At 59.6% G+C, this 23090-nt stretch carries 20 protein-coding genes, 4 tRNA genes and 1 riboswitch; of the genes, 3 read left to right on the plus strand and 21 right to left on the minus strand.

Features of this window, described 5'->3' with window-relative positions:
• Window positions 1–681: an FAD-dependent thymidylate synthase gene (gene thyX, locus SFHG_RS05480; protein ID WP_042434702.1), complete on the minus strand. Its 681-nt coding sequence runs from the start codon at window positions 679–681 to the stop codon at window positions 1–3.
• A gap of 126 nt (window positions 682–807) precedes the next feature.
• Here thyX and SFHG_RS05485 point away from each other — a divergent pair, with 126 nt between their 5' ends.
• Entirely contained in the window at window positions 808–1884 is a 1077-nt protein-coding gene (locus tag SFHG_RS05485; protein ID WP_202898109.1) for a methyltransferase domain-containing protein, read from the plus strand.
• Window positions 1885–2052: 168 nt separating this feature from the next.
• Here SFHG_RS05485 and asnB read toward each other — a convergent pair whose 3' ends face one another.
• Window positions 2053–4023, minus strand: a complete 1971-nt coding sequence (asnB, locus tag SFHG_RS05490; protein ID WP_042434705.1) for an asparagine synthase (glutamine-hydrolyzing) — start codon at window positions 4021–4023, stop codon at window positions 2053–2055.
• A gap of 179 nt (window positions 4024–4202) precedes the next feature.
• Between asnB and SFHG_RS05495 the strand changes: the two genes are divergently transcribed.
• Window positions 4203–5501, plus strand: a complete 1299-nt coding sequence (locus SFHG_RS05495; RefSeq protein ID WP_042434707.1) for a carboxylate--amine ligase — start codon at window positions 4203–4205, stop codon at window positions 5499–5501.
• 89 nt (window positions 5502–5590) lie between these two features.
• Here the strand turns inward: SFHG_RS05495 and map are convergent, their stop codons facing one another.
• The 13 genes from map to SFHG_RS05560 all read right to left on the minus strand — a co-directional run bounded on the left by map (window position 5591) and on the right by SFHG_RS05560 (window position 14845).
• Window positions 5591–6364 carry a type I methionyl aminopeptidase gene (map, locus tag SFHG_RS05500; protein WP_042434709.1) on the minus strand — a complete coding sequence of 258 codons (774 nt, stop codon included), beginning with the start codon at window positions 6362–6364 and terminating at the stop codon, window positions 5591–5593.
• A gap of 536 nt (window positions 6365–6900) precedes the next feature.
• Window positions 6901–7611, minus strand: a complete 711-nt coding sequence (rplA, locus tag SFHG_RS05505) for a 50S ribosomal protein L1 (RefSeq protein WP_042434711.1) — start codon at window positions 7609–7611, stop codon at window positions 6901–6903.
• 96 nt (window positions 7612–7707) lie between these two features.
• Window positions 7708–8199, minus strand: a complete 492-nt coding sequence (gene rplK, locus SFHG_RS05510) for a 50S ribosomal protein L11 (protein ID WP_042434714.1) — start codon at window positions 8197–8199, stop codon at window positions 7708–7710.
• A 102-nt stretch (window positions 8200–8301) separates the two neighbouring features.
• On the minus strand, window positions 8302–8832 hold the full coding sequence (nusG, locus tag SFHG_RS05515) for a transcription termination/antitermination protein NusG (RefSeq protein ID WP_042434717.1): 531 nt from the start codon (window positions 8830–8832) through the stop codon (window positions 8302–8304).
• A 3-nt stretch (window positions 8833–8835) separates the two neighbouring features.
• Window positions 8836–9270, minus strand: a complete 435-nt coding sequence (gene secE, locus SFHG_RS05520; RefSeq protein ID WP_042434720.1) for a preprotein translocase subunit SecE — start codon at window positions 9268–9270, stop codon at window positions 8836–8838.
• A 106-nt stretch (window positions 9271–9376) separates the two neighbouring features.
• A tRNA-Trp gene (locus tag SFHG_RS05525) sits at window positions 9377–9453 on the minus strand.
• A 23-nt stretch (window positions 9454–9476) separates the two neighbouring features.
• Window positions 9477–9626, minus strand: a complete 150-nt coding sequence (gene rpmG / locus SFHG_RS05530; RefSeq protein WP_042434722.1) for a 50S ribosomal protein L33 — start codon at window positions 9624–9626, stop codon at window positions 9477–9479.
• A 104-nt stretch (window positions 9627–9730) separates the two neighbouring features.
• Window positions 9731–10933, minus strand: a complete 1203-nt coding sequence (tuf, locus tag SFHG_RS05535) for an elongation factor Tu (protein WP_042434723.1) — start codon at window positions 10931–10933, stop codon at window positions 9731–9733.
• A gap of 81 nt (window positions 10934–11014) precedes the next feature.
• Window positions 11015–11091: transfer RNA gene (locus SFHG_RS05540), tRNA-Met, on the minus strand.
• A 7-nt stretch (window positions 11092–11098) separates the two neighbouring features.
• Window positions 11099–11174, minus strand: a tRNA-Thr gene (locus tag SFHG_RS05545).
• A 6-nt stretch (window positions 11175–11180) separates the two neighbouring features.
• Window positions 11181–11265 (minus strand) — tRNA-Tyr (locus SFHG_RS05550).
• Window positions 11266–11840: 575 nt separating this feature from the next.
• Window positions 11841–13037: a coiled-coil domain-containing protein gene (locus SFHG_RS05555; protein WP_042434725.1), complete on the minus strand. Its 1197-nt coding sequence runs from the start codon at window positions 13035–13037 to the stop codon at window positions 11841–11843.
• 218 nt (window positions 13038–13255) lie between these two features.
• Entirely contained in the window at window positions 13256–14845 is a 1590-nt protein-coding gene (locus SFHG_RS05560) for a sodium/proline symporter (RefSeq protein ID WP_042434728.1), read from the minus strand.
• Between the two features lie 211 nt (window positions 14846–15056).
• Here SFHG_RS05560 and SFHG_RS05565 point away from each other — a divergent pair, with 211 nt between their 5' ends.
• Window positions 15057–16346 carry an aspartate aminotransferase type Ic gene (locus tag SFHG_RS05565; RefSeq protein ID WP_042434731.1) on the plus strand — a complete coding sequence of 430 codons (1290 nt, stop codon included), beginning with the start codon at window positions 15057–15059 and terminating at the stop codon, window positions 16344–16346.
• A 211-nt stretch (window positions 16347–16557) separates the two neighbouring features.
• Here SFHG_RS05565 and SFHG_RS05570 read toward each other — a convergent pair whose 3' ends face one another.
• The 6 genes from SFHG_RS05570 to cysS all read right to left on the minus strand — a co-directional run bounded on the left by SFHG_RS05570 (window position 16558) and on the right by cysS (window position 23012).
• The gene (locus SFHG_RS05570) at window positions 16558–17265 is read right to left on the minus strand and encodes a thiamine phosphate synthase (protein ID WP_042434733.1); all 708 of its coding nucleotides are present in this window, start codon (window positions 17263–17265) and stop codon (window positions 16558–16560) included.
• Between the two features lies 1 nt (window position 17266).
• On the minus strand, window positions 17267–17599 hold the full coding sequence (locus SFHG_RS05575) for a thiamine-binding protein (protein WP_042434736.1): 333 nt from the start codon (window positions 17597–17599) through the stop codon (window positions 17267–17269).
• A gap of 4 nt (window positions 17600–17603) precedes the next feature.
• Window positions 17604–18443: a hydroxyethylthiazole kinase gene (gene thiM, locus SFHG_RS05580; RefSeq protein ID WP_042434739.1), complete on the minus strand. Its 840-nt coding sequence runs from the start codon at window positions 18441–18443 to the stop codon at window positions 17604–17606.
• 56 nt (window positions 18444–18499) lie between these two features.
• A riboswitch (TPP riboswitch) is annotated at window positions 18500–18608 on the minus strand.
• 162 nt (window positions 18609–18770) lie between these two features.
• Entirely contained in the window at window positions 18771–19997 is a 1227-nt protein-coding gene (locus SFHG_RS05585; RefSeq protein ID WP_042434742.1) for an MFS transporter, read from the minus strand.
• Window positions 19994–21268 carry a peptidase U32 family protein gene (locus tag SFHG_RS05590; RefSeq protein ID WP_042434745.1) on the minus strand — a complete coding sequence of 425 codons (1275 nt, stop codon included), beginning with the start codon at window positions 21266–21268 and terminating at the stop codon, window positions 19994–19996. The genes SFHG_RS05585 and SFHG_RS05590 overlap by 4 nt, the downstream gene beginning before the upstream one ends.
• Before the next feature lie 223 nt (window positions 21269–21491).
• Window positions 21492–23012, minus strand: a complete 1521-nt coding sequence (cysS, locus tag SFHG_RS05595) for a cysteine--tRNA ligase (RefSeq protein ID WP_042434748.1) — start codon at window positions 23010–23012, stop codon at window positions 21492–21494.
• Window positions 23013–23090: the final 78 nt, after the last annotated feature.

The following is a 23090-nucleotide window of genomic DNA, read 5'->3' on the forward strand; positions in this document are numbered from 1 at the left end:
TTACTCACGCGTGACTTTCGGATACGGGTTACCGCAGGTCATCTTGCCCTCCGGGCACGTACCGCGCACGCACGGCGCGCCGGCGTCGGCGAAGATGAACGGAGCCGTGGGGCGCGCCAACTCCAGCATGCGATGCGCCATGTCACGGATCTCCCATTGAGCACGGTTACAGCAGCGCAGGCTGAAGAAGTGCAGCAGCTCGCGAACGTTCATGGTGATGACGATCTTGCTCTCCGCGGCGTTGGGCAGCAGATAGCGCGCGTCTTCGGCGGGCACGCCCGCCTCGAGCAGCGCATGGTAGGCGTCCACCGCAGCCTGGATTGCCTTGTCGAACGCCTCGGATGCCTCGGCATTGCCCGCGATGCTCTCGGGCTTGACCACCGCCACATCGCCCGTGAACTTCACATAACGCTGGCTTTGCTGGTTGAAGCTGGCGATGCGGTGGCGCACGAGCTGATGCGTGAGCGCTCGCGACACGCCGTCGACGGCGAACGTGTAGCTTGCATGCTCAAGGGTGCTGAAATGCCCCGAGGACATGATGGTGGTAAGCACGCTCTTGATGCGCTCGGGCGGCATGGTCTCCATCAGCTCGGCAGCGCCTACGGGCGCATAGCACAGGCGCGCGGCCGTGGCGATAGCGCGCTCCGGATCAGGGGTATGGTAGAGCAGCTCTACGTGCATGGTATGCTCCTTATCTGAGAACGATTGCCCGGCCCTCGCATAGCAAGCCCCGCAATCGGATACTATGGGAATACATGCTAACGAATATATCGGCCGCCAGGCCGTTTCGTGAAAGGGATGCTCAAAATGGCTGGAAAGAACACGTCCGAACCCGCCTCTTCCTTCGAACAGGCGGAGCGCTCCCACCGCGCCCTCGCGGGCACATCCGCCGACCAAACGGGCAGCAGCCGGCTCGACCAGGCCCCGGCATCCACCGGGCCATTCGGCGAGAGCGATCCAGCCAATGAAATCGGCACCGAACCCGCCATCAACGTGCAGCCGTTCAACCCGAAGCTCACCACCACCGATTGGAACGCGGAATGGATGGCTCTGCAACAGGCGCGCCGCAAGGCCGACGACCCCTCCTACTGGGACTCCCGCTCCCGCACCTTCCCAACCAGCACCGAACCCAGCGCTTACGCTCGACGTTTCATCGAGCTGGCGGATATCCAGCCTAGGGAAACCGTCTTCGACATGGGATGCGGCACCGGAGCCCTTGCCGTGCCGCTCGGGCTGGCCGGCCACAAAGTGGTCGCTGCCGATTTTTCGCGCGGCATGCTCGACCGCATGTCGGAAGCGCTTAAGCAGACCGAAGTCCACACGGTCTTCCCCATGCAGCTGAGCTGGGAGGAAGATTGGGCGGCCAAAGGCGTGCGCCCGGGCATGGTGGACGTGTGCACCGCCTCGCGCAGCATCGCCACCGCCAACCTGCGTGACAGCCTGCTGCGCCTCACCGACATCGCGCGCCGGCGCGTGTGCATCACGCTGACCACCGGCTCGAGTCCCCGTACCGACGAGCGCATCATGGCAGACCTCGGGCTCAAGGACGCGCTGTGCCCCGATTACCTGTACGCCATCAACATCCTGGCCGCAGAAGGAATCCTCCCCCAGGTCGACTTCATCCGCTCCGAGCGCAACGACTCCTTCGACACCCCCGAGCAGGCTGCAGAAAGCCTGCGCCGCATGATCGACGGGGCCGCCGGCGCCGTCGTCGGCGAGCAGCAGCGCCAAGCCGCCTACGTGCGCTTGCACGCCTGGCTCAACGATAACCTCGTGCCCAACGAGCACGCCGGATCGCCAGACGGCCACGGCGGCGTGCAAAAGGCGCTGCGTCTGCGCAACCCCCGCGTGATCACCTGGGCCTTCATCGCCTGGGACAAATAGCCCTTCTCAAACGGGCGTACTCCTCATAACGTAAACGGCCGCGGAACCATCCGCGGCCGTTTCTCATTCCACTATGCAAATGGACACATTGGGGACGTAGCACTATCTGCCCATTCCCAACGATGAGCCCGCACGCCCGCGCATCAACGCGCTCACGCGCAGACCCGTTTACGCCACCTGCGTCTTCGGGGCGTACTGTTTCGACGTCTCGCCGAAGAACACCTCGTACCAGCACAGGAAGCAGTACACGTTCCAGATGCGCATCATCTTGAGCTTGGAACGGCCCTCCTGCGTGCTGAAATCGGCACTGCGATGGTCGTTAAGCATCTTCATCAGGTAGTCCACGTTGAAGAACTCGTGCGCAGCGGGGCTGGTGAACGCCTCTTTGATGCGCTCGTAATACAGGTCGGTCTGCAGCCACACGGTCAGCGGCGTGATGAACGGCTGCTTGGGCATGTCCGCCACCTTCTGCGGGAAGCCCAGGTGGGCCGCCGCACGGCGCAGCGCGTACTTCGAATGCTCGTCGGTGACGCGGCAGTCGGTGGGCAACTGCAGGGCCACATCGAGCACCTTCTTGTCCAGGAAGGGAACGCGCAGCTCAAGGGAGTGCGCCATGGACATGCGGTCGGCCTTCAGGCAGATGTCATAGGGCATGTAGGAGACCATGTCCACGTACTGCGTCTGCGTGATGACGTCGCCGCCGCCCGTCTGCACCGCAGCCTCGTCGAAGTGCGGCTTGCACCATTCCCACGGCTTGCACGGGCCGTTGTAACCCTTCAGCACGTTGGGGACCTCGTCCCACATATAGTTCATGCACGCGCGCTGATAGCTTTTCTCCGGGCCGCCCGAACCGCGCATGGCGAAGTGACGTCCGTGGAACGGCGGCAGCTTCTGAGCAACCGCGCCGCCGGCCGCGCGCAGCGCACGGGGCACCTTGAAGTACTTGGAGAACTCGTACTGGTCGTGGTAGATCCAGTAGCCGCCGAACAGCTCGTCGGCGCCCTCGCCGGACTGCACCACCTTCACCTCTTTGGAGGCAAGCTGGCTGACGAAGTACAGCGGAATGGCCGACGGCGCACCGAGCGGCTCATCCATGTGATACTGCTCGGTGGGAACGATATCCAAGAACTCCTTGGCCGTGACCTGCACGTCCTTGTTGGAAAGCCCCGACCACTCAGCGAACTCGCGCGCATCTTTGAGCTCGTCCAGCTTGATCTTGAAGCCGGCGTTCTCGGCCTTGTCACGCTGCTCCTCGCTGCCGGTGATGTCGTAGCCCACGGAGAACGTCTTCACGCCCTCGTCATGATGCTGACCCATGCAGTACGCCGCCAGCGAGCTGTCGATGCCGCCGGACAGGAAGCTGCCGATCTCCACATCGGCGATCTCATGAGCGCGCACGCTCTCGTCGAACGTGTCCTTGATAATGTCGGCCCATTCCTCAAGGCCCTTCGAGCAATCGATCTTGTAGGTGATCTTGTAGAAGCACTCGATGGTGGCCTTGCCGTCCTTGAGCACCATGAAATGACCGGGCGTCATCTTATGGACGTCCTTGAACATGGTCTGCGAGTCGTTCATGTACTCGAAGCACAGGTACTGCGGCAGGGCCTCGCGGTTGAGTTCCTTCTTGAAGCGCGGGTGTGCCAGGAAGGACTTGATCTCGCTGCCCCAGATCAGACGATTACCCTCATGCTGGTAGTACAGCGGCTTGATTCCGAAGATATCGCGCGCAAGCACCAGCTGCTTTTCCTTAGCGTCCCAAATGGCGATGGCGAACATGCCGCGCAGGCGCTCGAACACGCCCGTGCCCCAAGCCTCGTAGCCGTGCACGATGGTCTCGGTGTCGCCGTTGGTCTTGAACTGATAGCCCATGCCCTCAAGCTCGGCGCGCAGCTCCTGGAAGTTGTAGATCTCGCCGTTGAACGTGACGGTCACGCTGCCGTCGGCGTTCTGCATGGGCTGGTGGCTGCCCTCAAGGTCGATGATGGACAGGCGGCGAAAGCCCATAGCCACATCATCGTTTACGAAAAAGCCCTCATCATCAGGGCCGCGATGGATAATGCGATCCGCCATGTCCTTGACGATGGCGCGATTGACGCCCTCGTCGAAATCAACGGCGGTGAATCCCACGAATCCGCACATGCTTTGGAAAGCTCCTTCTCTTACAGGTTCGCCGACCGGCGTTTATGCATTTGCTCATCATACGCCACCGACCCGCCCTATGGGCACTTTCCACGAAACGCGCGTCACGCCTACGCGCAGTTGCCGGCGTGTGCGATAATGCAAGGCTGCATACGTTATCGGATCTCAAAGGAGATTTCATGACCGCACACGTCGATCCCGCACCTATCACCCGCACCGAGGATGTGGCGCGCCTGCTGCAACCGGTGGTGGTAGGCGGCGACATCCTTGCATACAGCTACGTGCGCGAGCTGCATCGTGCCTTCGGTATCGAAAGCACCATCGTGCTCGCCACGCAAAACATCAAGATGCTCTCTGAAAGCCGTTTCACGGACTATCGCCTGGAGCCGCACATCCATGAGCAGGAAGGCCTATACAACGCGCTTGAGCGCATCGCCCAAGATGTTCATGGGGCGCATCCGGAGAAGACGCTGCTCATCTTGGGCTGCGATGACTGCCACGCCCGCATGCTCTCGCAGGGCAAGCAACGCCTGCAGGACCTTGGCTACGTGGTCCCGTACATCGATTTTCCCCTGCTCGACGACATCACGCAGAAACGGCGCTTCTACGAGATCTGCGAGGAGCTTGACATCCCGTTCCCGAAAACCTGGTACTTCGACTGCGGCAACGGCCCTGACGAGCTTCCCGTCAGCGAGTTCCCCTACCCGCTGATCGCCAAACCTTCCAACTCGGCACAGTTCCAAGACGCCGAGCCCTCCATCGAAGGCTGGCGAAAGATCTATGAGATCGAAAGCCCCGAAGAACTTGCGCAGGTTTGGCGCATCATCCGTACGTCGGACTACAACAACCTTCTGGTGCTGCAGGACTTCATCCCCGGCGGCGACGACGCCATCCGCACGCTCACCACGTTCTCGGACGCCTCCGGCGACCTGCGCGTAGTCGCCGGTGGCGTGGTATGCCTGCAGGATCACGACCCCACCGCGCTTGGAAACCCGCTGTGCATCATGGGAGAGCGCGAGGAGGCCATCATCTCTTGCGCCAAGCGTTTCCTGTCGCATGTGGGCTATCGCGGCTTTGCCAATTTCGACATCAAGTACGACAGCCGTGATGGCAGTTTCCGCTTCTTCGAGGTGAACACTCGCTGCGGGCGCAACACCTACTACATGAGCCTTGGCGGGCAGAACTTCGTCGAGCTGATCGTGCGTGAGTTCGTCATGGGCCAGCCGGTGGAGTACCACGAGGCCTATAACCCGTTCTTGTACTGTTGCGTGCCTGCCTACGTGCTCAAACGCAGCATGGATAACCAGGAGCGCCTTACTCAGGCGCTGAAAGCCCTGAAGGCCACCGATGAGCCCTACCCGCTGCATTACGCGCCCGATTCCTTCAAGCACAATATGTGGGCGAAGATCATGCACCTGAACCAGATTCGCAAGTTCAAGCGGTTCTACTGGGACACGAACGGAAAGCAGCTGAAGTAGAAGGCCTTGCCAATTCTCTTCCCGTAAAGCTAAGGGATGCAGCACATATGCACGCTGCACCCCTTTACTATGCATACCTTGGGCACTTGCTACAGAGGACGCCTATGGTCTGGTTCGGTGGTGAGAATCACAGGTCCGTCTTCGGTAATGGCGACCATCTTCTCGAAGTGCGCGCTGGGCATACCATCGCGCGTGCTTACCAGCCACCCATCCTTGCCCTGAAGCACTTTTCTTGTTCCCATATTGATCATAGGCTCGATAGCCAGCACCATACCAACCTGCAGCTTCATACCAAAATGCCTGTGTCCATAATTAGGGACGTTCGGCTCTTCATGCATGTTTCTGCCAACACCATGGCCAACATACTCACGAACTACGCCGAACCCGGCATTCTCGGCAATCGACTGCACAGCATGGCCGATATCGCCTAAATGGTTGCCAGCGACAGCGCAATCCAAACCTGCCCACATGCATTCCTCGGTAACCTTGAGGAGCTTTCGTTTTTGCTCGGAGATCTTCCCAACCGCAAACGTCCAGGCGTTATCGCCAACCCAACCATCAACAGTTGCACCGGTGTCAACACTAAGGATATCGCCGTCTCGAAGCACAACTTTTTTCGAGGGAATGCCATGAACGATTTGCTCGTTGACCGATGCGCAGATCGTCCCCGGAAATCCACCATACCCCTTGAATGCCGGAATACCGCCATGCTCGCGGATATAGGTTTCGGCGAACTCATCAAGCTCCAAAGTAGAGACGCCGGGCTTTACCAACTCCCCTACCTTGCGCAGCACTTCGGCGGAAAGCTGCCCTGCAGCCTTCATAGCCTCGATCTCACCAGGAGACTTCAAGATAACCGACATGACCTATGCTCCTAACCCAATAGCCTCAACAGCTGCAATCTGCAATCTGCAATCTGCAATCTGCAATCTGCAAACAAGTCAATGGTATCAAACCTATTTGCTAGCTATAACGCTATGATCCCGCAACCAAATTTCTAATAGCCTACTCGCCGCACCTAAAACAGTATTGGCTCAAACCGTGTACTCTCGACTCATCAATGAGCTGCAAATCCGCACCCAAGCCAGCACTCTGCCGATTCCCGCCTACCGCACTCGAATGATAGAGGCTTTCATTAGTCTCATCCAGCTCGCAGCACATGCATGCAGTTTGTGCACAAACCTCTTGACAATAATCTCCAGCATAATCAGCAACCGATACAAGAGTAGACAATGGGTAACTAGGCGCACATCATATACGTAGGCATCATCATTGCATGGGATGTTTGCATTTGTTATTAGCCGATCGAGGAACGCGCATGCCTCTCTAAACTGTTCTGAGTATACGAAAAGAGCGGCCCCGAAGGACCGCTCCTTATAAGCTGAAATGGCTGAGATGCTTATTCAGCAGCAACCGTGTAGTTCTTGTTCACGGAAGAGTCGACAGCAACACCCGGGGTCATGGTGCCGGAAACGCTGACGGACTTAACGTACTTGCCCTTAGCAGCAGCAGGCTTCATGCGCAGGATCTCGTCGTAAACAGCGCCGTAGTTCTCAGCGAGCTGCTCGGGAGTGAAGCTGGCCTTGCCGATAATGACATGAGCAATACCATAACGGTCAGCACGATACTCCACGCGGCCGCCCTTGAGCTCCTTGATAGCCTGAGCAACGTTCGGGGTGACGGTGCCGAGCTTCGGGTTCGGCATCAGACCGCGGGGGCCGAGGATCTTGCCCAGACGGCCAACCTTGCCCATCTGATCAGGAGTAGCAACGGCAGCGTCGAAGTTGAACTCGCCAGCCTGGATCTGAGCAGTCAGCTCGTCGGTGCCAACGATGTCAGCGCCAGCCTCACGAGCGGCGTCAGCTGCAGCGCCCTCAGCGAAGACGGCAACACGGACGGTCTTACCAGAGCCATTCGGCAGGGAGACCGTACCACGCAGCTGCTGATCAGCCTGACGGGTATCGATACCCAGGCGAAAGTGAGCCTCGATGGTCTGATCGAACTTGGTGGTTGCGACTTCCTTCACCATTGCAAACGCCTCAAGCGGAGCGTAGGTGGCATCGCCGATCTTCTCGACAGCAGCGCGGTAAGCCTTGGAATGCTTTGCCATGATAGTTCCTTTCGTGGTTCGTAGCGAGCTTATGCGGCTTCTAACGCAAAGCCCTTCCACTGTCCAAAATCTAATGCATCAAACGATGCGAAATTCTTAAGCCTCGCCCCTGAGGATAGCGGCCAGCTTCTTAGAAGGCACGTAGGTCTTCTTCATCTCGACGCCCTCGACACGCACGCCCATGGAACGAGCGGTACCGGCAACGATACGCATAGCAGCATCGATGTCGTTAGCGTTCAGGTCGGGGAGCTTGATCTCAGCGATCTCGCGAAGCTGATCCTGGGTAAGGGTGCCCACGAACTTCAGCTGCGGGATACCGGAAGCGGACTTCAGGCCCAGCTTCTCCTTGATCAGCACGGCCGCCGGCGGGGTCTTGCAGATAAAGGTGAAGGACTTGTCCTCGTACACCGTGATCTCAACAGGGATGATGGTGCCCTTCTGCTCCTGCGTCTGAGCGTTGAACGCCTGGCAGAACTGCATGATGTTGACACCCTGAGCACCCAGAGCCGGGCCGACGGGCGGGGCCGGATTCGCAGCGCCAGCAGGAATCTGCAGCTTAACGAAGCCGGTAACTTTCTTCTCAGCCATTCTAATTACCTTTCAAAATGCTTTTGCACTATATATCTTCACAGCCTAAGGAATGAGAAGCCCCGGTCCACGCGGGCACGCCTTAAAACTGCAGAGACCATTCTATATGCAGGAAACCTGATCGAACGAAAGCTCCACCGGGGTTTCACGACCAAAAATCGAAACCATGACCTTCACCTTACCGGCATCAGGCATAACCTCCGAAACAACACCGTCAAACTCGGCCAAAGGACCGGAAACAACCTTGACAGCCTGCCCTGCTTCAAGATTAGTTGAGGTCTTCTTCGGGGCTTCGTGACTAGTACGCTTCATAATCTTGTTGTACTCGTCACGAGTAAGCGGCGCGGGCTTACTATCGGCGCCGACAAAACCGGTAACACCGGGAGTATTGCGAACAGCAGCCCAGCTACGATCATCGAGTTCCATACGAACCAGCACGTAACCGGGAAACACCTTCTTTTCGCTTTCCTTACGACGACCGCCCTCTTTAATCTCAGTAACGGTCTCCGTAGGAATCTCGATAGCGAAGACATTGTTCTCAAGACCCATGGTTTCGATGCGGGTTTCAAGGTTCGTCTTCACCTTGTTCTCATAGCCGGAGTAGGTGTGAAGCACATACCATTTCTTCGACATGCCTTAAGCCCCCAATCCGGAAATCAAAAACAACAGCGGCGTGATAATGCCATTGTCAAGAACAGCAACATAAATACCGAAGAAGAGAAGTGCGGCAACTACCACAACGCTCCAACGAAGAACGTCCTGACGGCTGGGCCAAGTAACGCGTTTCATCTCAGCCTTAACATCCCTGAGGAACTGGAAACGCTTCTTCTTAGGCTTAGCAGCTTTCTTCTCGGCCTTCTTTTCAACAGCCTTGCTCTGCTTGGCGTCTTTTGCAGAATCAGCAGCCTGAGAAGTTTTACCGAACAGCTTCTTCTTAGGAGCTTCGGTATCAGCGCTTTCGCCCTGAGCTTGTTTCAATGCCTCAGCAGCAGCTTCGGCCTGACGAGCTTCCTTGCGAGCGGCGCGAGCGGCAGAGGCCTTCGCACGCTGAGTTTTTGATTTCTTAGCCATCTGATTCCTTTAGGGATCGTTTTACCTCTAAACGCCAAACAAGCAGCCTGGCATCAAGCTGCTGATCAATTTAGCAACCTGACTACAAGCTGCTCGCTATTCGAGCTGGCAGGCCAGGAGGGACTCGAACCCCCAACATGCGGTTTTGGAGACCGCCGCTCTACCAATTGGAGCTACTGGCCTATGCCCGTGCTAACCTCTGAAAACTATCGAGTTTCCTTATGCAGCGTGTGCTTCTGGCACCACTTGCAATACTTCTTCAACTCGATACGATCAGGGTTGTTCTGCTTGTTCTTCTTGGTCGTGTAGTTACGGCGCTTGCACTCCGTACACGCCAAGGTAACCATCGTGCGCATGAACTCTCCTTATAAGCCGTATTCAAACAAGCTTGAACGCATACACATGAATCTTAAAGAAGGGCCCGCCCGAAAGCGGGCCCTTTAAACACTGCAGCTTAAAACTAAGCGATGATCTTGGTCACTCGACCAGAACCAACAGTGCGGCCACCCTCACGGATAGCAAAGCGGAGGCCTTCCTCCATTGCCACCGGGTGAATCAGCTCAGCGGTGATGGTCACATTGTCGCCAGGCATAACCATCTCGGTGCCCTCGGGCAGGTGAGCAACACCAGTGATGTCGGTGGTGCGGAAGTAGAACTGCGGACGATAGCCATCGAAGAACGGGGTGTGACGGCCGCCCTCTTCCTTGGTCAGGATGTAGACCTGGCCCTCGAACTTCTGGTGCGGGGTCACGCTACCAGGCTTGCAGAGAACCTGGCCGCGCTCGATGTCCTCGCGCTTGATGCCACGGAGCAGGCAGCCGATGTTGTCGCCAGCCTGAGCCTCGTCGAGCAGCTTACGGAACATCTCGATGCCGGTGCAGACCGTGTTCTGGGTCTCCTTAATACCGACGATCTCCAGCGGGTCGTTCACATGCAGAACGCCACGCTCGACACGACCGGTAGCAACGGTACCACGGCCGGTGATGGTCATGGTATCCTCGACAGCCATCAGGAACGGCTTGTCAACGTCGCGCTCCGGCGTGGGGATGTAGGAGTCAACAGCGTCCATGAGCTCCCAGACCTTGTCCTGCCACTCCTTGTCGCCCTCCAGAGCCTTCAGAGCAGAACCGCGGATGACCGGGATGTCGTCTCCGGGGAACTCGTACTCAGACAGAAGCTCGCGGGTCTCCATCTCGACGAGCTCGATGAGCTCCTCGTCGTCGACCATGTCGCACTTGTTCAGGAACACGACGATGTAGGGAACGCCAACCTGACGGGCGAGCAGGATGTGCTCGCGGGTCTGAGCCATAGGGCCGTCAGTAGCAGCGATAACCAGGATAGCACCGTCCATCTGGGCAGCACCGGTGATCATGTTCTTAACGTAGTCAGCGTGACCAGGGCAGTCAACGTGAGCATAGTGACGCTTATCGGTCTCGTACTCAATGTGAGCAATGGAGATCGTGATGCCACGCTCGCGCTCCTCGGGAGCCTTGTCGATGTTCTCGAAGGCGGTGAAGTCAGCGTGAGCGGTGCCATGGGAGCCGTCGTTCTCGGACAGCGTCTTGGAAATAGCAGCAGTCAGCGTCGTCTTACCGTGGTCAACGTGACCGATGGTGCCGATGTTAACATGCGGCTTGGAACGCTCGAACTTCTCCTTAGCCATGTTTCATCCTCCTTATAAGGATCGCTTTCGCGAAACGAATCTAAAATAAAGCGCCCGATAAATCGGGCGCAGTGTATGTATTGGTAGCGGTGACTGGATTCGAACCAGTGACGCCACGGGTATGAACCGTGTGCTCTAACCAACTGAGCTACACCGCCAAAAAGCTGGAGCCTGCGATCGGACTTGAACCGACGACCTCTTCCTTACCAAGGAAGTGCTCTACCGACTGAGCTACACAGGCGAAAGATGGTGGGCGCGCTAGGATTCGAACCTAGGTAGACAGAGTCAACGGGTTTACAGCCCGTCCCCTTTAACCACTCGGGCACACGCCCATGTTTCGCTGCTTAATTCATGTGCATTTATCAAGCTGCCTGCTTGCGGATCGGTGAGAACCCGAACGCGCGAGCAGTGGAATCATACGCTAGCTGAGAAACCGTGTCAACCCTTTACACGGCCCCGGGTGTATCCTCTTCAAACCTTCGCAAAGCTTTGAATACTTATCACCCGTTGCTGTAAGCTGTTCGGCTTTCCAGCAGGCGTTCCACTTCGAAGCTCGCTGTCGTGAGCTCCGCAAGCGAGGTAGTATATTACGGGATAGTAGACGTTGTGGCAACCCCTTTTTTCAACTTTTTTTGAAAGATGGAACTTCTTCTACAGGATTGCTTCGGCCTTGCTCGCACGGTATTTGCTATTTCCCCTGCTCAGCTTTAGGTATGTTGCTGCTTGGCACTGTTGGGAGAACGAAAAACCCGAGCGGACGGTCGTTGCCTTCAGCATGGTGTTGCTTTGGTTCGATTGAAGACACGGCTACTCCTCCTATATATCGCCTGTCCACGATGCACCCTAAATACAAACCGAGGGAAGGCCTTTGCCTTCCCTCGGTTGCATGCACATGAGGTTGTATCTTCTAGAACTGCAGTGCGTTCGTAAAGTTCGACCACGAAAGCGAGTCGGTATTGCGGACACATGCGCCGAACGTGGGAGCATGCACATAGGGAGTTCCGCCGTAGCCGCCGGCGATTCCCACGTGGCCATAACGCCACAAAACATCACCCGGACGCGCCTCGCTGACGGATACCACTCGAGTAGCACGAGCCATCTGAGCCTCGCTTTGATGCGGCAGTTCAATGCCAAGCTGACGATATGCCCACGTGACCAAGCCGGAGCAGTCGAACGAATCAGGTCCCTCGGCGCCCCAAACGTACGGACAACCGATACGCGAGCAAGCGTAGGAATACGCGGCGCTATTGTCTCCCGCGGAGCCGCCGCCAGGATAGACGATGGTGCTTCCGCCGCCATCATTGCCGCCGCCACCCTGGTTGCCGCCGCCCTGGTTGCCGCCATCGTTGCCGCCGCCCTGGTTGCCGCCATCGTTGCTTCCGCCGCCCTGGTTGCTGCCGCCGTTACCGCCGGCAGCTGCAGCTGCAGCCTCCGCCTCTGCCTGTGCCTGGGCAGCCGCTGCGGCAGCGGCCGCAGCCTGCTCCTGCTCAAGCAGGGCACGCGCCTCTTCGTCAAGGGAGTTCATAAGATCGGTGGCGTTTTGCACCTTGACCTGAACCTCATCGTGGATTTGCTTGCATTCCGCAGCCTTCTGGGCAGCGATCTGCTCCTGACGCGCAAATTCGTCTTTAGCCGCCTGAAGCTGCTCGCGAGCGGCCTTGGTCTGGTCGACCAGATCAGCGTCGTTGGCGTTGATCTGGTTCAGCAGCTCCCAATTCTGCGTGAACTCGGCAAAAGAGGAAGCACCCAGCAGAAAATCGATGAACGTGGTGGAGCCGGAGCGGTACATGCTGCGGGCGCGCGTGCTCAGGCGATCTTGCAGACCCTCGATTTCCTCAGTGGTCTCGTCGATCTTAACCTGCTGCTCCTCCATGGAGCGCTGGGCGCTTTCCTGCTCGTCAAGAGCGGCATAGTAGTTTTCGCCGGCAGTTTCGAGATCGGCCTGCAAGCCGACCAGCTGATTGCGAACGGCATCCGCCTCGGCCTGCTTCTCGGCGGCCGTTTCAGCAAACGCGAACTCGGGGATGATAAGCGACGTGGCGCCAAGCGCTGCTGCGCCGCCGATGAATGCTCGCCTGCTGAGATCGATTATAGATTGGCTCATCCAAGAACCTCCTAGATTGAGCTTAGGTACTGTGATTACGGGCATTAGCATCGCATATGATAGCACGGAGAACGGTTGCAGGAAAAACGCTTGTGTGCATGCGTTCATAAAACCAGTTCATGCGTATGCTTTTACGCAGATCCCCGAAAACGCGAAACGGGGAAGGAAACCTGAAGCCCCCTTCCCCGTTTGGATACCTATATATGCGCCACGTACGGCTATGCAGCCGTAGGATTCACATCCTCATCCATGCGCGCCTCGGTGTAGTGATCGAACTCATCGTAAATCTCCTGCGAGGGCTCTGCCGTGAGCTTGGAGACCACGAAGATGCAGAGAAGCGAGACGATGAAAGCCGGCAGAAGCTCGTAGATGCCGAACACGCCGCCGAGCGGCTTGATGAGGTTATGCCAAACCACCACCGTGATCGCACCGCCGAGCATGCCCGCGAGCGCGCCGGGCAGGTTCGTGCGGCGCCAATACAGGCTGCACAGCACAAGCGGGCCGAACGATGCGCCAAGGCCCGCCCAGGCATAAGAGACGACACGGAAGATGACGGAGTTCTCATCAAGGGCGATGACGATGCCGATGATCATGACCACGGCCAGCGTGATGCGGGAAACGATCATGACCTGACGATCGGTGGCATCGCGCTTGATGATGCCGCGGAAGATGTTCTCGGCAACCGAGGAACCAGTGATGAGCAGATACGAAGAAGCAGAGGACATAGAAGCCGCAAGAATACCGGACACCACCACGCCGCACATGAAGGCGGGCAGGATCATTTGGGCGATCACGATGAAGATGTTCTCAGCAGCCGCATTGGTGCCGAAATAGGTGGGCAGCATGGCGCGTCCGATGAAGCCGATGCACAGGGCGCACACCATGGAGATGACGACCCACACCACGGCGATGATGCGCGACTGGCGAACCTCCTCAGCAGAACGGATGCCCAGGAAGCGCACGAGCACCTGCGGCATGCCGAAGTAGCCAAGGCCCCAAGCCAAGGTGGAGATGATGGTGAGGATGCCGAAATCGGTAGGCTCGCCGAACAGCGGCTGATCACCCTGGACCGCCTGCAAGCCCGTAGCAGCATCCATAATGGGCGTGGTGAGCTGCCCGCCGTTCAAGAAGCCGGGGATGTTCTGCAGGAAGGCCACCGTCACATCGACGCCGCCGACGGAGGCAATGGAGCCGATAAGCACCACGGCAAGCGCGAAGAACATCAAGCAGCCCTGGATGAAGTCGGTTGCCACAACCGAAAGATACCCGCCCACCAGCGTATAAGCGAACACCACCACGGCACCGAAGATCATCATGGCCGCATAGTCGATGCCGAACAGCGTGTGGAACAGCTTGCCGCAGGTGACGAAGCAGCTGCCCGTATAGACGCAGAAGAACAGCAAGATGATGACCGCTGCAACCGTGGACAGGATGTTCTTCTTATCATGGAAGCGGTTGGAGAAGAAGGCCGGAATGGTGATGGCATGCACGCGCTCGGAGTACTGACGCAGGCGCTTGGCCACGAACAGCCAGTTCAAATACGTGCCGATAGCAAGGCCGATGCAGGTCCACATGGCCTCGGAGGCGCCGAAGAAGTAAGCAAGACCGGGGATGCCCATGAGCAGATAGCCCGACATATCGGAGGCCTCGGCGGAAAGCGCAGTGAACCACGGGCCCACCTTACGACCGCCGATGAAGTACTCATCGGTAGAGGAGTTCGAGCGCTTGGCGTAGGAGAAGCCCACCGCCAGCACCACGACGAAGTAGACAACCATGGCCAAAACGACCAGCAAATCATTCGATTCCATGTTCTGTGCCCGCCCCTTATGCCGTTTTCAAGCCCATCCCCCAGGCAAACCGCACGGCCCTCCAGCCGGCATCGCCGAAATCCGGGAAACGGACGCATTTAACGGCCGGTCGATTGTTTACATTGACGCTGGGATTATACTTGACTTTGCCTACCTCAGGTAGGTGTTTTCGATTGTTCTTACCCCGCAAACGGCGAAAGGATGCACCACGATGCCAGCTTACGCAGAGCTTGCCCACGAAGCGTTGGAATCAACGCGCGATGCGCTCACCCGCGAATACGAGTCTTTCAAGGCGAAGGGGCTGGCTCTGAACATGGCGCGCGGCAAGCCCTCCCGCGCACAGCTTGACCTGAGCATGCCCATGCTCACGTGCATCGTCGATGTCGACGACTGCACCGCCGAAGATGGCACGGACTGCCGAAACTACGGCGTGCTCGACGGCATTCCCGAGGCGAAGCGCCTTATGGCCGTTATGCTCGACGATGACGCCGAACATGTGGTGGTGTTCGGAAACTCCAGCCTGAACATCATGTACGACACCATGGCTCGTTGCTGGATGTTCGGCACGCTGGGTCATACGCCTTGGTGCAAGCTCGACGAAGTGAAATGGCTGTGCCCCTGCCCCGGATACGATAGGCACTTCGGCGTGACCGAGGCCTTCGGCATCAAGATGATTCCCGTTGCTATGAACGAGGACGGCCCGGATATGGACGAGGTGGAGCGCCTGGTTGCCGAAGATGCTTCGATCAAGGGCATCTGGTGCGTACCGAAATATTCCAACCCCAGCGGCGCAACCTATTCCGACGAGGTGGTGCGCCGCTTGGCCGGCATGCCCTGCGCGGCCGACGACTTCCGTATCTTCTGGGATAACGCGTACGGCATCCATCACCTGAGCGACGACGCGGCGCAGCAAGATCAGCTGCTCGACATCCGCCGCGCTTGCGATGATGCCGGAAACCCCAACCGCTGCTTCAAGTTCGCCTCAACCAGCAAGGTCACCTTCCCCGGTGCGGGCATCTCGGCAATGGCGGCAAGCAGCGCCAACATCGCGGACATGAAGGCGCATATGAGCCCGCAGATCATCGGCCACGACAAGCTCAATCAGCTGCGTCACGTGAAGTTCCTGCACGATGGTAAAGGCCTGGCGAAGCATATGGCCAAGCACGCCGCCATCCTGCGCCCCAAGTTCGAGCTGGTGGACCGCAAGCTGTCCGAGGGCCTAAGCGATATCGGCGGCTGCACCTGGAGCAAGCCGCGCGGCGGGTACTTCGTCTCGTTCGATGCCCCCACCGGATGCGCGAAGCGGATCGTGGAGCTTGCCAAAGACGCCGGCGTCACCATGACAGGCGCAGGCGCCACCTGGCCCTACAAGCAGGACCCGGCCGACAGCAACATCCGCATCGCCCCCAGCCTGCCGCCCGTCGAGGAGCTGGATGCAGCGCTCGACGTGTTCGTTTGCTGCGTGAAGCTGGCGTACGCGGAGAAGCTGCTGCAGGATTAAGCCGAACGCCCTGAGCAGACGGTCGCTTTCGATGGAAAACCCGCCATCGTACCAAAGCAACAGGTTCACTGGCTTTCATGCCTGAACCCACACGCCCCGCTAACGCGATAAGAGGCATTTCGTTCGCAAGGAGCGCACCGCTTCCAACGCATATATATAGGTAAGGCCCGCTCGATTGAGCGGGCCTTAATTGCATTTGCTCCAGTTCGCGTTAGCTAGCTTGCTTCGCTGCGTTCCATGCTTGCACGAGTTCTTGAGCAGCTGCATGCGGGTCGGGCGCGGCGCATACCGCGGATACCACGAAAAAGCCGTCGACGCCGGTTTGCGCAACGGCTGGGATGTCAGCCACCTTTACTCCCCCGCCAACAACGATGGGAACCGGGCTTGCCTGATGAAGCGCCGCCAAATCCTCAAGGCTTTTCGTGATAATGGTGCCATCGGCCGCCAAACCGCAATCGGTTTTCGTAGGCGTTTCATGCAGCGGGCCGACGCCCAGATAATCGACCAGCGACATGTCGGCGGTTTTCACGTACTCGAGCATCTCATCCGCGCGAGCGGAAAGGCCGACCACCGCATCAGGGCCGAGCAGGGCGCGGCACGCCTCGACGGGGATATCGGTCTGGCCAACATGCACGCCATCAACCTTTATTCCCTGCTGACGGGCAGCGTACACCGCATCCAAGCGGTCATCGATGAGCAGCGCCACTCGGTCTTGCGCACCGGCCTGCCGTATAACCTCGGATGCCTGGGCCGTGCAGGAGATGAGCTCGCGAGCCGAACACTCCTTCGAGCGGACCTGCACGCACGTGAACCCTGCCGCGACGGCCTGGGCAACCACGTCGGCAACGGGTCTACCCAAGGTGTTTTCCGGGCCCAGGACCAGATATGCGGAAATATCCAGATTATCTCGCATGCTCATGCTATTCCCCCTTTTCGGCATCTCCGTCGGCGACGTCGCTTTCAAGGATCGCGTCGACGCTTCGAACCTTCTGCTCCATCATGTTCTCGAACCCAGGGCGCACATCGGCCTTCAGGATAACCTCAGTGCGGATGCCCTTCTGAGCCAAGACGAACGTGGCGTTGCGAACCACGGCCATAACCTCGTCCCATTCGCCTTCGATCTCGGTGAACATCGAATAGGTCTTGTTGGGCAGACCCGATTCGCGGATAACGCGAACCACCTCGGCCACCTCGGGTGCAAGCTCATCGCCCACGCCGAACGGGGCGATGGCCACGGCAACCAGCGTGTTCACGATGCTACGCCTCCTGGATCTCGATGGAGTTGCCGGCAATCGCCTCGGGGGTTGCACGGAACAGCTCGTCGATGAAGGCCACCTTGAAGCTTGCCGGAGCATCGGCGGCGGCTGCAGCCGCGACACCCGCCAGATTGTAGTGGTTCACCGCGGCAACAGCGGCCGTGAACGGATCAGTTTGCGTAGCGTATACGGCAAGCACGCCGCCCTGAGAACAGCCGAAGCCGGTGACCTTGCCCATAAGCGCGCTGCCGCCATGGCTGATGACGACCGAATGCCCGTCGGTGACCAGGTCGGACTCGCCGGAGATGACAACGGCGCCTTCCGTATAGCGAGCCAGCGCGATAGCCGCCGCACGTGCAGCCTCCACCGTATCGGCGGTGTCGACGCCGCGGGCGCGCGAAAGATCGTCGGCCGTGCCCTCGAGACCCCACAGGCCGGCGAGCGCGATGATCTCGGAGGCGTTGCCGCGCACGATGGCGGGCTTATGCTGCTTGAGCTCGGACAGCAGCTTGGTGCGCAGGCTGCCGATGCCGATTCCCACCGGATCGAGCACCCACGGCTTGCCGGCGGCCTGCGCCGCTGCCGCCGTACGCGGAATGGTTTCCTCGTAGATAGGGAACAACGTGCCCATGTTCAGGTACACGGCGCCGCCTGCGGCAACCAGGGTTTCACCCTCGTCGGGCAGATAAACCATGGCAGCCGAGCCACCGACGGCGAGCTGGGCGTTGGCCACGAAATCGATGGTGACGGTGTTGGTGATGGACCCGGCGAGGGGATTGTTGGCGCGCACGTCGGCGGCAGCTTTCGCGATAGATGCTTCGAGCTGTTTCTGTTCGATCATATTCTCTCCTATGCAACGAAAAACGAGGACGCTACCGTAGAAGATGGCGCCCTCGTCCGTGCACGAGAGATGCTCCCTACGCCAGCGTTACCTGGACAGGTTCAAAGGGTTAGGCTTGCGCCCTCTCAGCGCCGACGTTGCCGCCGGGCACCCCTGCATCGAATCTGTTGAGCATATATTACACCGGCGCGTAAACCGCTTGTCTGTTAAACCGCCGAACGGACAAAGGAATCGCACGAGCCAAGCTACCGACTTTACCGCGCACGCGCTTTGCACGCTAAACAGCCGAACGGATGCGGAATACCGAAAACAGCGGAACCTTTCGCCTTACCGTGCGCGGCGCGGCTTTCGGGACAGGCGCAATGCCGCTATCTCGGCGGCCACCGCGCAAGCGGTAAAGGCAGCGGAGACGAACGGCATCGCCAGAAGCGGCATGCAGGTGATGAACACGCCCGCGGCGAACGACCCGAGCGCGCTACCGAGCTGCAACGATGAGTTCGACAAGCTGACGGCAAACGCCGCCTCATCCCCGGCGTTGAGCATGATGAACGAATTCTGTGCCGGCAGGAATCCCCAGGATATGCCTGTCCATATACACGCCGCCGCCAGCGCCGCGGGCCACGACCCCGTGACAAGCCCCAGTCCCACAAGCGTTACCGCCTGAAGCGTCACGCAACCGATGACCGCCGAAGCCGAGCCGAAGCGATCGGCTGCCCAGCCGCTTGCCTTCGAGCCGATCATGCTCATCAGCCCGAACGCGAACAGAGATCCGCTTACCCACTCAGGCTGAGGAAGCACGCTTTCCATGAACGGCGTGATATAGGTGTTCATGGAGGCATACCCCACGAACATGAGCACGGTGCAGATCAAGGGCAGCACCACGCAAGGGTTGCGGAACACGCGGAGCGCATCGGTGCTGCGACGACCCTGCTCTGCCGGCGAGTGCGGCGCTTCAGGCACGCGCACGACGAGCGCTATGACCGCGAACGCGATGCACGCCGCGACGACGAGCACCCAATACGCCTGCTGCCAGGTGATGACGTTACGCAGCATGCGCGCGGCGGGAAGCGCGAACACGAAGGATGCGCTGAAGCCCAGCGCCACATTCGACATGGCCGAGGCGGCGCGCGAAGGACCCGCGATGCGGCTTGCCGCGATGTAGGCGGTTGCCGCGAAGGTGCCGTTGCCAACGCCCATGACGGCGCGGCCCGTCAAAATGACGGGATAGATGGGGGTGGCGGCGCAAATGGCCATGCCCGCCGCCATAAGCGCGAGGCTGACAAGCAGCAATGTTTTCGGGCCGCGCGAGGTAAGCGCCATGACCAGAAGCGGCGTGCCGATGGCGTTGCACACGCCATAGACGCCCATCATGAGGCTGACCTGGGAAAGATCGATACCGGCGATTTGCGCGACCTGATCGGGCACGCCCAAGATGTACTGGTAGGCGCATCCGAACACGAAGCAGCTGAGCGCCAACACCAAGATCATAAGGTTGCCGCGAGCGCGACTGGGCGCCTCCACCGCGGGTGCCGTCGCCGTCTCGGAGCCGCTCACGACCTCACTTCCTGAGCACCCTGGGGGGCGGAATCCACGCGAATTCGCAGCAAATCGCCCGGTTGCAATGCGATATCGCTGGTGAACGCATAGGTTTCCATGGTGCGATTCGCCACCGGCACGGGCTCGGGAGACGGGTTGGGACGATCTTCGCTTGGCTGCACCAACCAGGTGAGACCCCTCACCTTCGCCGTTGCAATAGCCTTGCGCGGAGAAAGCGCCTCGAGTTCATCGCCTTCGCGGAAACGGTTATGGCACGTGGCCTCGATGCGCCACCCGCCCTCCCCTGCCGGGCCGCATGCGGTGACTGTGGCGGCATGTAAGTAATCCTTGTCGTAGCCGTCGCGCTCCTGGCGTTGGCTTGGCTGGCCGAAATAGAAGCCGGTGCCATAGGGGCGATGCGAAATGGCATGCAGATCGGACATGACCGTGGACGGGTTGGCGCCATCCATGACCGACCGATAGGCATGCACCGCAGTTGCCACGTAGAACGCGCGCTTGTTGCGGCCTTCGATCTTAAACGAGCTGACGCCAGCTTGCGCCAACTCATCGAGATGCTCGATCATGCACAGGTCGTGCGCGTTCATGACATAGGTGCCGCGCACATCCTCCTCAATGGGGTAATAGGCACCGGGGCGCTTCTCCTCCACCAGCGCATAGCTCCATCGGCACGGCTGCGCGCAATAGCCTTTGTTGCCCGAACGCCCCGTCATGGCGGCAGACAGCATGCAGCGCCCCGAAAAGGCCATGCACATGGCGCCGTGCACGAACGCCTCGATCTCAAGATCGCGCGGCGCCTGCGCACGCAGCTCGGCGATATCTTCCACGCTCATCTCACGCGCGACCACCACGCGCGATGCGCCCAGATCGTGCCAGGCGCGCGCAGCTTCGGCGTTCATCACGGAAGCCTGCGTGCTCACATGCAGCTCCATATGCGGGGCATAGCGTTTCGCCAGGGAAAACGCACCAAGGTCGCTGACGATGAGTGCGTCGGCGCCCGAGGCGTCAAGGGCCTCCAAATATGGCGGCAAGGCGGCGATATCGGCTTGGCTCATAAGCGTGTTCACCGTCACGTACACCTTTACGCCCGCCGCGTGCGCAAAGGCGACGGCGGACGGGATATCGTCAAGCGTGAAGTTCTCGGCACGTTGGCGCATACCGAACCTGTCGGCGGCCAAATATACCGCACCCGCCCCGAAACGAACGGCGGCCTCCAGCTGGCTGCGGCCGCCCGCAGGCGCAAGAAGCTCGATTGTTGAAAAGTCAGTCATCGGCAGCAATCTTCGTAGAAATCGATCCAGCACAAACACGAAAGCCGCCGCGCGGCCTCGAGCCCATCCAACCGGACGCCGCACGGCAAGTCCGGCACCTTTTGCCCTAGGCCCGGCGCAACTAATCTTACGTCAGGCCAGACCAGGCGCGGCTTTTCGGCCACGCCCGCAAGGTTGAGAATGGGAACGAAGCGGCGCAGCGGCCCGCAACGTCGGTTTCAGCCTACTTGCCCTCGGAGGGGTCGTAGCTGACGCGAGCGCCCTGGGGGGTGTCCTCGATGGTGAAGCCCAGCCCCGTAAGGCCATCGCGCACGGCATCGGCCACGGTCCAGTTCTTCTCGGCACGCGCGGTGGCACGGGCATCGAGCAGGGCGTCGACAGCCTCATGAGCATCCGAGCCCTCGTAGCCGGCAACCTGTTTCGCCAGGTCGACGACCTCGGCCGGATACGCATCACCCTGCGCGTCCTCCCAATCCTGGGGAGCAACCTCCACGCCGAACACGCGCATGAGCGTGGTGATGGTCTCACGCAGATCGCGCACGGCGGGAACGTCGGAGAGCGAAAGCGTCTTGTCGGCGATCTGGGTGTTCGCGAAACCGACCAGATCGAACACCTCGCCCAGTGCGCGCGGAGCGTTGAAATCGTCGTCCATGGCCAGGACGAACTCGACGCGCGTGGACTTCGCCTGCTTCAGGATAGCCTGGGTGTCAAGCGGGCTGGGCACATCCTGGGCGTTCTTCATCTGCCAATCAAGGTTGCGCACGGCGTTCTCGATGCGGGAAAGCGCGGATGCGGCCTCGTCGAGACGCTCGTCGGAGAAATCGAGCGGACTGCGGTAATGCGTTTGCAGCATAAGGAAACGCAGCACATCGGGGGACGTGGTCTTGAGGATGTCGCGCAACAGCAGGAAATTGCCCAGCGACTTGCTCATCTTCTCGTGGTTGATCTGCAGCATGCCGCTGTGCATCCAGTGATTGGCGAAGGTGCAGCCGCATGCGGCCTCGGACTGGGCGCGCTCGTTCTCATGATGCGGGAACACCAGGTCGGCGCCGCCGCCGTGGATGTCGAAAGGCAGGCCCAGGTACTTGCGCGACATGGCCGAGCACTCGATGTGCCAGCCGGGACGGCCCTGGCCCCACGGGCTTTCCCAAGAAGGCTCGCCGGGCTTGGCGGCCTTCCACAGCGCGAAGTCGAGATGGTCGCGCTTGCGGTCTTCCAGACCCTGGCCGTCGGCGCGCAGCTCGCGATGGCCGCCTTCCATCTCGTCGATGTTGCGACCGGACAGCGCGCCGTAATCAGCGTAGCTGCGCACGCTGAAGTAGACATCGCCCTCGACCTCATACGCATGGCCGCCGTCGATGAGCTCCTGGATGAGTTGGATCATCTCGGGGATCTCCTCGGTGGCGCGCGGTCGCACATCGGGGTCCTGCACGTTCATGGCGTGCATGTCGTCAAGGAAGGCCTGCGAATATTCAGCGGCAACCTCGGCTGCGCTGCGGCCTTCTTCGTTGGCCTTCTTGATGATCTTGTCATCGACGTCGGTGATGTTGGAAACGAACTTCACGTCGAAGCCGCGCCAAGAAAGATAGCGGCGGATGACATCGAAGCTGACGAACGTACGGGCGTTGCCGATATGGATGTAGTTGTACACGGTGGGACCGCACACGTACATGCCGATCTTGCCGTGCTCGAGCGACTCGAAAGGCACCTTCTCGCGAAGTTTGGTGTCGTAGATCTTAAGCATTTGCATTCCTGTTCTATGTGCATGCCGCATGGTGCGGCGGGTTGACGAAGGCTGCGAAGGGGCCGGGCGTCGCGAAAA

Source organism: Senegalimassilia anaerobia JC110 (assembly GCF_000236865.1).
Taxonomy (GTDB): domain Bacteria; phylum Actinomycetota; class Coriobacteriia; order Coriobacteriales; family Eggerthellaceae; genus Senegalimassilia; species Senegalimassilia anaerobia.

What these genes read in the sequence shown, in the direction of transcription:
- thyX (WP_042434702.1), bottom strand. Translation starts at nt 681, where the DNA reads ATGCACGTAGAGCTGCTCTACCATACCCCTGATCCGGAGCGCGCTATC.
- SFHG_RS05485 (WP_202898109.1), top strand. Translation starts at nt 808, where the DNA reads ATGGCTGGAAAGAACACGTCCGAACCCGCCTCTTCCTTCGAACAGGCG.
- asnB (WP_042434705.1), bottom strand. Translation starts at nt 4,023, where the DNA reads ATGTGCGGATTCGTGGGATTCACCGCCGTTGATTTCGACGAGGGCGTC.
- SFHG_RS05495 (WP_042434707.1), top strand. Translation starts at nt 4,203, where the DNA reads ATGACCGCACACGTCGATCCCGCACCTATCACCCGCACCGAGGATGTG.
- map (WP_042434709.1), bottom strand. Translation starts at nt 6,364, where the DNA reads ATGTCGGTTATCTTGAAGTCTCCTGGTGAGATCGAGGCTATGAAGGCT.
- rplA (WP_042434711.1), bottom strand. Translation starts at nt 7,611, where the DNA reads ATGGCAAAGCATTCCAAGGCTTACCGCGCTGCTGTCGAGAAGATCGGC.
- rplK (WP_042434714.1), bottom strand. Translation starts at nt 8,199, where the DNA reads ATGGCTGAGAAGAAAGTTACCGGCTTCGTTAAGCTGCAGATTCCTGCT.
- nusG (WP_042434717.1), bottom strand. Translation starts at nt 8,832, where the DNA reads ATGTCGAAGAAATGGTATGTGCTTCACACCTACTCCGGCTATGAGAAC.
- secE (WP_042434720.1), bottom strand. Translation starts at nt 9,270, where the DNA reads ATGGCTAAGAAATCAAAAACTCAGCGTGCGAAGGCCTCTGCCGCTCGC.
- rpmG (WP_042434722.1), bottom strand. Translation starts at nt 9,626, where the DNA reads ATGCGCACGATGGTTACCTTGGCGTGTACGGAGTGCAAGCGCCGTAAC.
- tuf (WP_042434723.1), bottom strand. Translation starts at nt 10,933, where the DNA reads ATGGCTAAGGAGAAGTTCGAGCGTTCCAAGCCGCATGTTAACATCGGC.
- SFHG_RS05555 (WP_042434725.1), bottom strand. Translation starts at nt 13,037, where the DNA reads ATGAGCCAATCTATAATCGATCTCAGCAGGCGAGCATTCATCGGCGGC.
- SFHG_RS05560 (WP_042434728.1), bottom strand. Translation starts at nt 14,845, where the DNA reads ATGGAATCGAATGATTTGCTGGTCGTTTTGGCCATGGTTGTCTACTTC.
- SFHG_RS05565 (WP_042434731.1), top strand. Translation starts at nt 15,057, where the DNA reads ATGCCAGCTTACGCAGAGCTTGCCCACGAAGCGTTGGAATCAACGCGC.
- SFHG_RS05570 (WP_042434733.1), bottom strand. Translation starts at nt 17,265, where the DNA reads ATGAGCATGCGAGATAATCTGGATATTTCCGCATATCTGGTCCTGGGC.
- thiM (WP_042434739.1), bottom strand. Translation starts at nt 18,443, where the DNA reads ATGATCGAACAGAAACAGCTCGAAGCATCTATCGCGAAAGCTGCCGCC.
- SFHG_RS05590 (WP_042434745.1), bottom strand. Translation starts at nt 21,268, where the DNA reads ATGACTGACTTTTCAACAATCGAGCTTCTTGCGCCTGCGGGCGGCCGC.
- cysS (WP_042434748.1), bottom strand. Translation starts at nt 23,012, where the DNA reads ATGCTTAAGATCTACGACACCAAACTTCGCGAGAAGGTGCCTTTCGAG.